The sequence below is a fragment of the Bifidobacterium catenulatum PV20-2 genome (genome assembly GCF_000800455.1).
Taxonomy (GTDB): Bacteria; Actinomycetota; Actinomycetes; order Actinomycetales; family Bifidobacteriaceae; genus Bifidobacterium; species Bifidobacterium kashiwanohense_A.
Genome location: NZ_CP007456.1, coordinates 2,094,889 through 2,109,541 on the forward strand (window position 1 = coordinate 2,094,889; position 14,653 = coordinate 2,109,541).

Annotated in this window: 8 protein-coding genes and 1 pseudogene; 2 read left to right on the plus strand and 7 right to left on the minus strand. The window is 49.4% G+C overall.

The features are described 5' to 3' along the window. Positions 1–25 precede the first annotated feature (25 nt). The 6 genes from AH68_RS09025 to AH68_RS09050 form a co-directional block, all read right to left on the minus strand. Entirely contained in the window at positions 26–2,035 is a 2,010-nt protein-coding gene (locus AH68_RS09025; RefSeq protein WP_039199373.1) for a glycosyltransferase, read from the minus strand. Positions 2,036–2,074: 39 nt separating this feature from the next. After that, positions 2,075–3,352 carry an ABC transporter ATP-binding protein gene (locus AH68_RS09030; protein WP_039199374.1) on the minus strand — a complete coding sequence of 426 codons (1,278 nt, stop codon included), beginning with the start codon at positions 3,350–3,352 and terminating at the stop codon, positions 2,075–2,077. After that, on the minus strand, positions 3,352–4,188 hold the full coding sequence (locus tag AH68_RS09035) for an ABC transporter permease (RefSeq protein WP_039199375.1): 837 nt from the start codon (positions 4,186–4,188) through the stop codon (positions 3,352–3,354). The genes AH68_RS09030 and AH68_RS09035 overlap by 1 nt, the downstream gene beginning before the upstream one ends. A 159-nt stretch (positions 4,189–4,347) precedes the next feature. Further along, positions 4,348–6,219: a glycosyltransferase family protein gene (locus AH68_RS09040; protein ID WP_039199377.1), complete on the minus strand. Its 1,872-nt coding sequence runs from the start codon at positions 6,217–6,219 to the stop codon at positions 4,348–4,350. A gap of 63 nt (positions 6,220–6,282) precedes the next feature. Then, a complete protein-coding gene (locus AH68_RS09045; protein WP_039199379.1) occupies positions 6,283–7,353 on the minus strand; it encodes an acyltransferase family protein in 1,071 nt (356 codons plus the stop codon). 255 nt (positions 7,354–7,608) lie between these two features. Continuing rightward, entirely contained in the window at positions 7,609–9,546 is a 1,938-nt protein-coding gene (locus AH68_RS09050; RefSeq protein ID WP_081995923.1) for a glycosyltransferase family 39 protein, read from the minus strand. Between the two features lie 455 nt (positions 9,547–10,001). Here AH68_RS09050 and AH68_RS10425 point away from each other — a divergent pair. Beyond that, a pseudogene (locus AH68_RS10425) lies at positions 10,002–10,624 on the plus strand (helix-turn-helix domain-containing protein). A 178-nt stretch (positions 10,625–10,802) separates the two neighbouring features. Continuing rightward, the gene (locus tag AH68_RS09070) at positions 10,803–11,774 is read left to right on the plus strand and encodes a glycosyltransferase family 2 protein (protein WP_039199385.1); all 972 of its coding nucleotides are present in this window, start codon (positions 10,803–10,805) and stop codon (positions 11,772–11,774) included. A 53-nt stretch (positions 11,775–11,827) separates the two neighbouring features. Here AH68_RS09070 and AH68_RS09075 read toward each other — a convergent pair whose 3' ends face one another. Continuing rightward, complete coding sequence (locus AH68_RS09075; RefSeq protein WP_039199387.1) at positions 11,828–14,530, minus strand: RICIN domain-containing protein; 2,703 nt, start codon at positions 14,528–14,530, stop codon at positions 11,828–11,830. Between the last annotated feature and the right edge of the window lie 123 nt (positions 14,531–14,653).

The window sequence follows — 14,653 nt, forward strand, 5'->3', positions numbered from 1 at the left end:
ACCACTGACGCTAAACAGTATTGTTCTACTTACCTTCAAAAATATGCCGCCATGTTTCCACTGAAGAAATGTTATACGCTCGGTACTGAGCAGACAGTCGCTTCCAGTTTCGCATGATCTTACGGGTTAGTCGATATCCCTCAATCATGTTCCGGCGGAAAAGGCGATTATCCCTCTTCAGCCAAGCTACCCCATTACCATCAGGCGTGGTGACCAACGCTGAATTAACACGATCAAATGCGAGCCATGTCCAAGCAGCGTCCTGCGCTGGAATCGCAGCATCTGGATTCTTAGCTTTACTGGGATCAACATTCTTAATAAAGCTTTTTGCAATTAGCCCGACAGCAGCCTTATAGCGGCTCTTCATCGTAGACGGATGATTACGCGGGGAATCGGTCTCGCCTGACGGTTCCGGATAATCCTCGAAACTGTCCTTAGCCTGAGCATCCGGATACTTAGCACGTAGCTCTCTGACTTCACCCAATTTAGTAGGCAGACAGTCCACAATGTATTGTGGACCTCTCAGAATGTCTCTTAATGCCATGTGATGCAGTGCCATAGCAGAATACACAAAACGTAAGCCTAAGCTCGCGTCACCGTAGAGGGCTTCCACGAGCATATTAGGCTTGGCTTCCGGATATGTGACTAGCGCGGCAAGCCAACGGTTGCGCTCAGTGAAATATTCTTCCCAAGAACGTGCAGGATCCTTATCATGCCATGCTTGATGCCACACAGCCACACCCGGCAGACAAACCGTTGGAAAACCGGCTTTTTTCGCACGCAATCCGTATTCGATGTCATCAAACTTAATAAATACCGGCAGAGAAAGTCCTATCTTCTCCAAAACTACTGTTGGAATCAGGCACATCCACCAGCCATTGAAATCTTCATCAATACGTTGGTGACGTTCTGGAGAATCACGAAGAGGTTCTACCGAAAAATCATGGTTGTACCCCAGACCCTTCGAGGGATGCATCCACATTCGCCGCGCATTGATTCGTTCACCTTGTGTGTACAGCATGGTTCGATTGTCTAGGTGGAACATTCCACCACCCACGAGCAGAGGTCTGACAGTATAATCGGAAAATTGAATGGAACGTAGAATCGACTCAGGCTCACTTATAGCATCATCATCAAGCAGAAGAACGAAGCCGCTCTTCTTTGCTTTAAGCGTCTCATACATGCCACGAGAGAATCCACCAGATCCCCCAAGATTTGCCTGCTGAATATAGGTCAGTTGAGCCCCTAAATCTTCGGCGATTTGAGTATATCCCTGCTGATTCTTGACTAAATCGTTTCCTTGGTCGGTGCAATACACCGTGTCCAGACGCTTCCTCAGTTCTTTAGCCCCAGCTATTGCTCGTAACTGATTCATGCAATAGGAAGCACGGTTGAACGTAGTAATGGCAATAGACATGGTAGTCGGCTTGGACGCAGTACGAGCATTTTGTGGGACAGACCATGCAGCCTCGCTAATAATTACTTCTCCGTCCAGAGATTCGGCATCAAACCAGAAATAACCGCCATCCATTAGACCCGTCATAGGAATATCCACAGTGACACGTTCAGCTGTCTGCGGTGAATGTACAACCTTCTCGGCAACCGGATACATCAATCCTCGTCCGGTGGAACGGAACACATTAATCTTCGCATTTCCTTGGATATCTGCGGCAAAACGCACCATCTTCACAGAAGTCCAGCGACGCCAATAAGAGGCTGGAAATGCATTGAAAAAAGTACAGCCAGACATGTGCCCATGTTTCTTCAACGCTATTGTGTTCCGATTTAACACAGTGAATGAATCACAACTCACTCCCGCAGAAGAACCAGCATGTCGCATGATGCGTTGCAATGTCGACTGGTTCATTGATCCGAACTCGAGACGTCGCATATCAATGCGAGAGTCCAATGTGGTCTCGGCAACGTGAGGCCTCGTCCAATCAATCGCATACAGAGGAAGCGTCTGCTCGGTATCCTTGATCGGATAGACAACCCGCATCACGGTTTCCCATGTATCAGCATCTTTCAAAGCCATCCTAATCACCGAACCCTCTCAACTTTATTTGCCGGCATCCTACTCAATTTCAACCTGAGTACTGTCTGTCGGCTCGATAGTCAGTGCTCGATCGCTCAGTAAAGCGTATTCTCCGTTCCGATCATCCCGAATGACGAAGCTACATGCATTGTCATCTAGCGCGACACCAACGGCATCCGTTGTTTCCGGATTTGTCTGACTTGGAATCCTCAATGAAGTAATCAGCCTAAACTCGCCATTATTGAACAATTCAAGAGGCATTTCGAAATGAATGACTTGGTGCCCGTGTTTCTTCATCTTCAGCACCTTTGCACCAGTATCATAGGTAATTCCACCGCGACGGATATCATGTAGCGCTATTGCAAGATAGAAATCTCCAGGTTCATCATATTGATATTCCACATCGAACTTAAAGACATCTCTACCTGTGCAAAGCTTCGGCGACACAGCTATCGTCTTTAATAGAGGACAACGCTCATTAAGTCCATTTGGATAGCCGCCACGCTCTTCCTGACGCCTGCGTTCCGCTTCTTCCTCAGCTTCAAGATTAGCTAAAGTGTATTGCTGGGAAACAGTTTCAGGATCGCCCAGGGCCTCCACTTCACCATTTGCGATCATCATGGCACGAGAACAGTATTTCTTCACCGAATTCATATCATGCGTAACGAGAATAACGGTCTTAGTAGGATCCTTCCGAATCTCAGTGAAGAAATCATCACACTTACGCTGAAACGCCTCGTCACCAACCGCAAGGACCTCATCTAGCACCAAAATATCGCCCTGCGCCTTAATCGCCACAGAAAAAGCCAAGCGAACCTGCATACCTGAAGAATAGTTCTTCAGCTTTTGGTCCATAAACTCTTCAAGCTCGGCAAATTTGACGATATCGTCGTACATACCGTCAATCTCTTCATGAGTAAAGCCAAGCAACGAACCATTGAGATATACGTTTTCACGCCCAGTGAGCTCAGGATTGAAGCCGACTCCCAATTCAATGAATGGCACCAGCTTGCCATTCACACTGATGGATCCAGACTCGGGATAATAAATCTGGGAAATAAGCTTCAGTAACGTCGACTTACCGCCGCCATTACGACCTACAATTCCAAAGAATTCTCCCTGATGGACTTCAAAGCTGATGTCCTTGAGTACTTCTTGCTTCCTGTATCCTTTGATTCCCTTGGTCCAGTTTATAAAAGCCTGCTTGAGTCCTGTAGCCTGCTCCGTAGGAAGTTTAAAGCACTTAGACACGTGGCTAGCAGATAGCACCACAGGCGTCTTGGAATAATCAATCTTTTCAACTACAGTCTCGGACATTACATGACCTCCGCGAATTTACGACTATTTCGACGGAACAAATGGATTCCAAGCCACAACAATACGGCCGTGAAAACCAATGGGAACAACTTTATTACCCAATTATCGAACTGATTCCAAATAGTCGGCTGTGTCTCAGGCGCTATGAAATTATGTCGAATATCTTGAATCACCTGAGCAAACGGATTCAACAACTCAAGACGTGCCAAATCAGCAAGAACACCACCTCGATCCGTTACATACGTAAGGGGGTAAATGATAGGCATTCCGTAGAATACCAATTGCTGAAGCACATCCCAAATATGAGCGATATCACGGAAATACACGTACATGGTAGACATGAGTAAGGTCACGGCCAATGTGATGACGTAAAGCTCAATGATGTTAAGAGAAAGCAGTACAACTCGCCAGGTGAAATGCACCCGCGCAACCAATGCAAACAAAAAAACCACAACCAAATTGATGGCATAACTAATCAACGCACCGACCGTCGCAGAAACAACCACAATATAGTTCGGAAAATGAATCTTACGAAGTAGATCTCCACGGTCCACTACTGAACGAAGTCCGACATTCGTCGATTCAGTAACAAACTGCCAAGAGCTGATGCCAAGCAGAAGTACCACCGGATAAGTGGATGTACCGTCAGACATACGCAAAAACTTGCCAAACACGACATACATCACACAAAACATCATCAACGGTTTCAGCACCGACCAGGCGATTCCCAAAAAGGATCCCTGATATCGGAGCCTGAAATCAGTCTTCACCAGACCTTGCAGCACGGTCCATGCATAACCGTACCTGTTTTTCACGTTTTTCACCAACTGTTTCACAAGTTGTATCCTATCAGCGACTATTCCAATCATGATATACAGCTAGAAATCGGCACTATCCGGTCACTGGAAATCTAGAGAACTTCATTGAAAAGACAGGCCGCAAAGACTAAGGAGGAGCCCCAATCCGCTGAGGCTCCTCGCGTGGCTACCTATAACTCAGTCCATCTTAAGATAATGCTTCCAGTACTTCACTGAGGTCAATTCCTTACGGGCTGCGGCGTATTCCTGGCGCAGACGCTTGATATTTGCCTTGTAGTACTTGAGATCTCTTGCGTAACGCTTCTTAATCTCCTGGTAGCGCTTCACATCCTTGGTGCGGATGAGGCCTTTGCGGTTGTACCAATCGAGAACAACAAGCTTGTGCTTGCCACGAATCGCGCCGGCCGGATACAGCCATCCCTGCAGTGGAATGACAGCATAGCCAGTGCCATCCTTCTTGAAATAGCGCTGGTTGTTGTCGGTGATAAGGTCTTCCAGTCGTTCGGGTAGGCTACGGGACTTATCTCCATCAATCAGCTGACGATCGATGTCCTTGATACGCAGACCATTCAATTCGGCATCAGCGTCAATCCGAGACTGAAGAGTCGCAAAGTCCACAAGCTGTTCCTTGTTACGGTTCGCGGCCATAAAGCTCTTCTCCGCCTGACCGGGCTTCTTGATGAATTCAGGACCCTTCAGGAAGTCCTCAAAAGCATCTAGGCACAGCTCTGCGTTGGCGTAACCGAACTTCTTCAGCTCAAGACGAATGTTGTTGTGCAACTCATACATGAAGTCGGCCTTCGGGGCCATGCCGCACGTCGCCTGTGCAATCATCGTGTTACGGGTGGTCTGGTAGCGTTCCACTGCTGCGTTATAGCGCTCGAAGAACGACATATGCCACACACACAGGCCGTTCATGGTGATAAATCCAGTCTGACAGCGAATGCCATACTCGGCATCGTCACAACGAACGAACACGGGAAGGGGTAGGCCGTTCTTCTCAATCACGGAAATCGGAATGCAGCAGTACCACCATGCGGCATACATGTTGTTCCGCTGCCACTTGGTCGGCGTGTACATCTCGTTGTACACCAGATCCTCGAACAGAGTCAGACGCAATAGCGGCTTGCAACCGGCAAAAGTGCCCTGCTGAGTCATGTTGCCGATGTCTTCCCACTGGTCCTCGCCGACCTCATAGTTCAGCATCGCACCGCTGATCATGTCATTACGATGCTCAGGCTTGAGAATGCGCAGCAAATTATAAGTACGCTTGATGCTTTCCGGGGAGACCGCGACATCGTCATCCATCAGCAGAATGTTCGTGGCCTTTGGAATCTGTTCCATGGCGGTGATCATGCCACGGGTAAAGCCGCCGGCACCACCAACGTTATCGTTCGGCACGACCTGGACGCGGTTTCCGCTCAGCTTCTCGGCATCGAGAGTACGGCCATTATCAATCACATACATATGGAAATGATCGGCAATCGAATCACCGGAATTGATGATCTTATCCTTGACCAGGCCGATGTTGCGTTCAATGAACGCTTCCTTCTTGAAGGTGGTGGTGGACAGCACCAGCTCAACGTCGTTCAGCTCACCATCGATGCCAAGCTCGTAGTAGCTGTTACGAATGGCGACCGCACCCTCCGTCTTGATGAGGAAACCGACAATCACCATGTCATCGGTGATTGTAAGAGGCAGATCGGCAACCTGCCAGTCATCAGAAGCGCTCAGTACCTTCGAAGCCCCCTCGACAGGCAGCGGATCATGTGCGAAAGCATCACCCATGGTCTGTTGCACCTCACAGGCAGCACCCTTAAGCTCAAGATGCAGCATGAAGCTTGTTGCACTTGTGTACTTCCGCAGCTTCATTACGGACAAGGAATTGAAATACGTGCTGAAGTCGAAGGTCCCCGCATTAAACATCTTCCACTCGCCAAATTGTTCGTCGAAAACAACAGGCTGATCGGAACGGCAGTACAGCGCCGGGTAAGCGACAGAGCGAGGGTTCGTTTCCAGAAGGATATTTGCGAATTTCATCGAAACCATATTCCATAGACTAGCGTAAACCCTTGAAGAGAAGGCGTACACTTCTCAAACGAGTATTTCAGACTATTCCGTTACACTAACCATATTTGTCTTATGCTTCTTCTTCGTCAGCTGAGGATAAAACCATTCATTGATCACCGGAATGTGATACAGCAGCGCGGCACCGATAAGATCTATCGGCAGTCGAACAATGAAACTCAACATAACCAGAGGAACTTGAGGAAACGCCGTACGCAACACTCCTAGATACATCTGCCAGGGCAATGCGTCATCTTCAATCAAGTGCACGCACAAAATAGCAAGACTTGCCTGACCGATGCTGCTTAACGCACTTCCCAACACCGAAACCCGATCGATCAACTGTGAGATGCCAACAACACACAGTGTTCCCGCAATGCTGCCGATTACGGCCAGGACAGGGCGCGAACCATAGTTATTGACGGCCATGCTCATGCCACCGAAAAGCATGATGTCGGCCACCCAAATAACAAACGCGATAGCCCATACACAGGGGAACCTCTTCATCATGCCGAGCACATCGTATTTCTTGGCAAGATACCCCAGATAAAGGAACGCGACCGCACACATTCCGGATTGAATGCTCCACGGCAGCAGTACATATCGCGAGGAAACATAGCCGACAGCGAAGCACAGCACCACCCAGACAGGGATAATAGGGAGCCTTGCAAGACAATGCAGCAGCAGACGAGCCCAAAACAGTGCGAGCAGGAACCAGATCGCGCCGATTCTCAGGTCTACTCGCCAGAGCGTCAGATTCGAGATATCGCCGCTTCCATATATCGCGGCCATACCCCACTGTCGAAGGGCAATCGCACGGCTTTCATGGTCGAGCGTCGCCATGCAGGTCACGCCGACAAGCACGCACAATGCCGTCACCGCGTAGGTGAGCAGCAGCTGTTTTGCCTCCTTCATCCAGCGGAATCGTCTTTCCGGATGCATGAAATACCCGGAAAGAATGAAGAAAAGCGGCATATGGAATGAAAAACAGATGGACAGAACAACCTCAGCCGTGCGATGGGGTACAAATAGGTTCGTTTCAATGGCACTGTGTCCCAATATCACAGCCAGAATGGCTATACCCTTGGCAATATCGAAAAATCTAATACGTTGCATACTCTCTCAAGTCTCTTGTTGGCGCGTTCTCTCTACCGCTTGTCAGACGTTTTATCGGACGTTGTAGGCCAAGCAATTGCTGCAATGCACGCCACATCACAACCTGACCCATACGATTTGAACTGCCTCCCATTTTTTGGACAACAGAAGTGGGAGGCAATTCAAATCAGTCCACTTCATCCCATCATCTCCCATCAAGTTAGGGGAAATGTGGAACGCTGATAATGGTCAAGCCGGTTCAAAAATCAGTTCATATCAGTCTATGCCGGTATCGGCAGCGAGTTGTGTTGATATTTGCTCATGCTTACCTGTGATAATGCGAGAGAACTTACCCATGAGGCGTGCAGCTCCGTTCTCAATATCGAGAAGCCCTTGTCCAGAATATGTCAGCAGCACCACATAGGCAGGCATAGCATATTGAGCTTTGGCTTCCCACAGCACATAGATGCAGAAAATGCCAAGACATACGGTGATGGGAAGCAGCTGCTCAATGCGGAAGCGTTTACGCAGTCCTATGAGCACGGTAGCAGCAGCTGCGAGAGTGAGGAACTGGAAAGCGTCACTGGCGCGTAGGATAATCGTATTGGTTTTGCCATAATACACAGAGTGAACTAAGTGAGTCATAGGACGGTCAGACATGGGAGTAGAGCTATGGTTACTTGGTACTGCAGACCAATTACTATTGACCAGTGATTCATAAGTGGGATCAAACCAAATAGTTGCCTGTTTTTGTATAAAGAATCGAATGGCAAATGTTGGGTTTTGAACAAATCTTGTCAAGGACCGTTTGATAGATTCCTCTGAATCAGCTGCTGCCACTTCAGGATTGTAGTCAGCTGTCCACCCCCAAGGGTAACCATTGTACCATCCTGGATTGGCTGATCCTGTAACCCATGAAGGTGCATCGGGTAGACGGTTGCCATACTCATCTCCCTGTAATCCCATGGCAATCCATGTGGTCTTGCCTAGTCCGTTGTCCGTTACCACATCGTATTTCTTTTCCATCATGGCGAAGAAACCATGGGAACAGGCAGCATACACTACGATCGGCACGATAATGCCTGCAATGCCATGCCAATTACGCTTGACCATCGCATGGAGAAGAAAGATAAGGCACATAGCCATAAGCACGACAATCATCGTGGATTTCAGCAGGACACTGACGGTGATAGCCATGGACGCAAAGATCAAGTGACGCCAAGTATGCGTTTCCATGAACTTCGCTTGCCAAAGGATTGCCGCAAGGGCGAATGGCAATGAGGGGACGTTGCCATATGCAAAAGTAGAGTACAGGAACAGCGGCAGAAAGAAGAACGAGAACAGACCGGTCATGACCGCTGCCTTGTCGGAAAAAAGCTGACGCGACAGACGCACCAGCAACAATGCCGTGGCCCCAGCGCATATGGCGTTGAGGAACTCCAAAGCAATGTATAGCTGACCATCCCCCACCATTTCCAGTAGCAGTCGGATGACCATGACGAATGGCATTTGATAAGGGTATCGTTCCATGTACCAGCCGTTCCACATGGGCATATCATCGGTACCGAGTTCTTTGGCGGCATTGATAAGGTCCAATGAGTCATATGCGGGGAAGGTGTCGCTGGCTATGGCCCATGCGGTGCTCGCAACAATCATATAGCAGCAAACAATCCACGACAGGACATTGACATTAATTCGTTCCAGAACATTGCATCGGCGTAACAGCGCAACTACCGCAATGGCGGCTATGGATAATACGACAACAGGCCATGCCGCATTGGTGAGATATTCGGCTTTCTCCGTGTATGACGGATAGAACGTCGTGAACATTAATGCGCCCAGGCCGATGCAGGAAAAGACGATGATTCCCATCCAGAGAATGATTCGAGACAGAACGTTGCCTACGACCGGCATGATGTACCGCCGCTGTTGCGATTTGGCCGTGGAGCCGTTCGGCTTGGCCTGTGTTTCTGCCGATGAAGTAATAGATGACATATCGTTTCTCTCGTTTGACTGTTCTGATAGTCGATGATAACAAGAATTATGCCATTTAATGGTGGCTGTATCCTGCTTCTTCAGCAATTCTGGGAAGAAAATATTGTTCCTCGGCACATGGTATGTCCCCTGCAAGCAGACAATCGATGATGGCACGGATGAGAAACCGTGCAATGCCGCTAGCATGTCCGACAACGAGACCCGCAGCAGCGACAACATCAGATTCCAAGGCGTGATGTCATCCTTTCAGAATATCGAGAATCGGATACTTGCCAAATCCGCTCATCGCCATGCTAAAGCCACTGAATTGACAGATGAATGCCCCAGCCAATCACGAGTACTGCCCAATCCCTGGGTGAGCAATTGATTGCCCAATCACGTTGTGTTGCCGCACGAGATAGCCTATATAGATGAAGAGCAAAGATGCCATGCCAGATTACAGGCTGGGGGTAGAACACCTTGGCACTAAAATATCCGAGGCCTTTCGCTGTCCGTCGCGAAGATCCCAACAACCCCAGCACAGCACTTCTCAAAAATTTTAAGAAGTTCCGGCAAGTATGCAGAAGTTAAAGAATGGCCATGTGCATTATATAAGGCAACACGGAAGCGATACATCGGGCCCGAGTTCTAAATAGAAGCGCAACACCTGTCTATGGTCGGAAGTGTTCAGATTCATGACCGGAGAAAGTGTCGCGCTTGGTATGAAAGCGTATTCCCACCTGTCGGCAGAGGAACGTGTCCGGATCGACGAATTGCGGAACCGGGAGGGGCTTGGCGTGCGCCAAACAGTCCTGAGAATCGGCCGTGACAAGTCGACCGTCATTCGCGAGCTGAAACGCGGCCTGTGGTCCGCGTCCAACGAGAACGACCCGTATCGTCCCTGCCGGTCGAGCTGCTCGAAGACGGACGCGTGGACATCGCGGCCGTTCCATTCGGCCATGGCCGAGCGGAGGAAGGCCGAACAACGGGCCTGCCGGCCACGCAGGCCCACGCGCATGGCGTACCCGCCGCCGCTCTCCCGGGTCATGGACGCGCTCAGGAGGGGATAGACGCCCAAGAGGATTAAGGGGTGGCTGAAGGTCGAATGAGAACCGCAACGGGCGCATCCGCCGTTGCCTACCCAAGAGGACCGGACGACCTGTCGAATGCGGGCCTGCCGGCCATCGTCGACGAGATCAACGACACCCCCATGAAGGTCCTGGACCGGGAAACGTCCAACGAGGTTTGGCACCGCGAACTCGGCAAGGCGCCCTCGAAGACCAGCTGCCCAAAGACGAACGTTGCACTTATAAATTGAATTCGGGTATCAAGAAGACAACTTTTTTCAATGTTCTTTTAAAAACTCAATATGCGGTGGGACTTCGTATCTGATTCCGAAAGAATTTGCCACTATAACACCCATCGCACCTTTACATGTATCATGTACATGTAAAACAAAAGATTGTCCTCATTAAGCGCAAAAGGATACACCCCCAATGCTCGTCAGTTTCGTCGTTCCATGCTACAACGAAGAAGAGTCTTTGCCTCTTTTCTACGATGAGGCTTGCCGTGTCGCCAACGTTCTGCATCAACAGTCCCATGCTGAAGCAGAGTTCATCTTCGTTGACGATGGTTCTGGCGATAAAACTCTCGAAAAGCTTCGAGCATTGCATGCAAAAGATGAACGAGTCCATTACATTTCTTTCTCCCGAAATTTCGGCAAAGAAGCTGGTTTATATGCGGGATTAAAAGCCGCGAAAGGCGACTATGTAGCCACCCTAGACGCCGATCTTCAAGACCCACCATCTCTGATACCAAAGATGCTTCAATTCCTTCTTGAGAACAAGGATTATGATTGTGTAGCAACACGCAGGAAAACCCGTAAAGGCGAACCACCAATTCGCAGTTTTTTCGCAAAGATGTTCTATCGAATCATCAACAAAATGTCTGGAACGGAAATCGTAGACGGAGCACGCGATTTTCGCTTCATGACAAGAAAGTTTGTTGACGCGGTCTTATCATTAAGTGAATATAACCGCTTCTCTAAAGGCATTTTTTCGTGGGTTGGATTTAAAACCCATTGGATTTCATATGAAAATATTGAACGCGCAGCCGGAAAAACAAAGTGGAATTTCTGGTCATTGTTTAAATATTCTATTGAAGGAATCGCCGGATTCTCTACAGTACCGCTTGCACTGTCTTCTTTCCTAGGTGTCTTCTGCTGTCTCGTCGCATTCATAGGCATCATCGTTGTTGTAGTCCGTGCTTTGCTTTTTGGTGACCCAGTTGCAGGATGGCCAAGCATGATTAGCGTTATGCTACTCATCGGCGGCCTTCAGCTATTTTGCATAGGCATCGTAGGGGAATACCTATCCAAGACCTATACCGAGGTCAAGCATCGTCCACTCTATCTCACTAAAGAAACGGACGGGGAAGATCGTCGATTCACACCGTCCGCAAACGCATAACGCGTATCGCGCAGTTTGATCGTCTGGATCAAACTGCGCGATATAGACACAAACTACTTCACCCATTTTTGGGCATTTGTTCCGTTGGAAGTATACAACTGCACGTTAGTGCCGTTTGCGCTGGAACCACCATTCACATCCAGCACCACGTTTTCCGCGAGCGCCGACCGGAACGTATACGAGCCATCGGAGTTTTTGACAGCTATCCACTTTTGAGCGTATGTTCCATTGGAATCGTACTGTTGCACGTTGGTTCCGTTGGCAGATACACCGCCGTTCACGTCCAAAACTTTGCCGGAGTTCACACTGGTCAGGGTCACATACCCGTTGGAATCATGCGTTACTTTCCACTTCTGCGCATTGGTTCCATTACCGGCCCAAATCTGCACGTTTCCATAATTTGAACACGAAGCGCCGCTTACATCCATCTTCATAGACGTATTAAGCTTCGATCCAAAAGTGTAGGTTCCATCCGACAGATCTTGCCTATGCTTGGCTGCAGTCTCGTTCAAACGTTCGCGCAACGTCAACGGCGCCTTTGCGACCAACCATTGCTGAGCAACAGTGCCATTCGGCGAATAAAGCTGCAGCTGAGCCTGCTGCACGGCATTGCCACCTGGAATATCGACAGCTTTGTTGGCGTTCACCGACACCAACGCAATCTTGCCGCTGCCGTAATTCCGCACCGTCCACTGCTGAGCAACAGTATTATTACTCGTATATTGCTGCAATGCCGCTCCATTAGCAGTGGATCCGCTAGATACATCCAGCACCTTGCCCGAATTAACATTGACGATCTTGTAAGTTCCGTTGCCAATTGATTCAAATCGATATTTCTGGGCGTTCGTATCATTGCTTGAATAAAGCTGAACTCGTGCCCCGTTCGCCGTCGATGCACTCGTCACATCCGTGACAAGTTTTTTATTCGCAACCGAAGTGATAATCATCGACACTCCAGCAGTTATGTTGACATCGCTCGATGAAACAACGAATAACTGTGAAGCAGTGCCATTCGGCGTATACAGCCGAATCGCAGCACCATCCGCAGTATTTCCGCCACTCAAATCAAGAACCCAATTACCGATAGCGGACTGCAAATAATATCCCGCTCCAGAGTCACGAATAAACCATCGCTGAGCTTGAGAATTATTTCGAGAATACTGTTGCACTATAGCGTTATTCTCAGCAACACCATTACGCACGTCCAAAGCCTTACCGGAATTCACATTGACGATCTCGTAGCTTCCATCAGACTGCCTAGTAAAAGTGAACTGCTGAGCCTTGGAACCGTTACCGGAATACAACTGAATGGCGGTGGAATCTGCAGCACTTCCACTAGGAATATCAACACTGGACGCGACTTTGGAACGAACATTAATGTAGTAATTGCCATTCGGAATGGTAACTGCAGTCATTTTGCGTACATCAATGGCCGCTTGTAAATCATTGCTGCTCCCGCCATTCACATACTCCTTATTCCCAAACGCATTCATGTCCACATTGCCGCTGATGCCGTCCACTTTGCCGGAGCTGGTGTACTGCCATCCGCGACTATTGGTCGGGAACGAGTCGAATCCCATGCGAGCGCCGTACTGCGCCACCCACGCGGTTTTGGCGTAAATGTCGGCATGTTTCAGCGGGCCTTGCAGGTAGCTGGTGTACGAGTAGACGCCCAGGTTCTTGTATCCGGCAGACTGCAGTGCGCTGTACCAATTGTTGACGATATTGTTGTACACGTTCGGGTCGGTGGGCGGCTGATGCCCCTCCCAGGTCCACTTTTCCAGGTCGTAGTACACGGGGTACGCCAAGTCGCTCGGATTCACACCGAATTGCTTGAGTTTGGCGACCACGTCGGTACCTTCTTCTTTGGCAATCGACGGAGTGTCCGCGTAGGAATACCAGTAGATGCCGAATGGGATGCCGAGTCGCTTGCATTCGGAAATGTTACGTTGCGCTTTCTTGTCAGCATTGTTGCCCCAACCGTAGCCGAGGCGGATGACCACGCCTTCCACGCCGTCGGCTTTCGCTTTGGCCCAGTCGATGTCGCCTTGCCATCCGGAAACGTCGATCACGCCTTTGGCTTGCTGTACGAACAGGTTGTTCTGGTAGTCAAAGAAAGCTTTCGTATTGTTGTAGGTGCCCCAGTGCGCGCCGTATTCATTGCTTTCGAATTTGGTTGTTTGCACTTTCGCGTTGGATTGCGTGGATTGCGCACTCGATTTCATCGACGATTGTTCCACGATTACGCTGGATTGCGCGGATTGCACTTCTGCACTATTGGCATCATTCGCGTCGGCTACAGCATTTTTTACATCTTCCGCACTTACCGGAATGAAGGATTCGCCATTAGTTTTGGCGAGCGGATCCGGCTGCTGATCCTGCGTACCGACCAGTGTCGGATCGGCTACAATTTCGCCGGTTTCGATGTTCTTGACCTCACCTTCGGAGGTGACGGCCAGGTCTTCCGAAACCACGGTGGCATCGTCGGAAATCTCGTCACTGATGGTGTCTGGAAGTTTCGCATTCGGATTGTCAGGCATGCCGTCTTGCGATTGCTGGTCGCCCGTCTGATCATCCGACTGATCGTCAGACTGCACAACAACGCCATTATCTGCAGTAACGGGACCGCTCTGTGCAACAGCATCCTCAATCGCAATATCCTGCAATGCGTAAGCCGGCGTAACCGCAACGGAAGCCGTCAACGCAACCGCAGACAGCGCAGTCGCAATCTTCAAAACATGATGTGGCGAAACCATTCGTCAGCCTCTCTTGAATAAATTCATCAACCTCAAATATTCGGCGCAAACGCCCTAATCGCCAACTCTAACCGCACCCCGCAACCCTGCATATCCCCAATCCCCAAAATCATCCCGATCCCC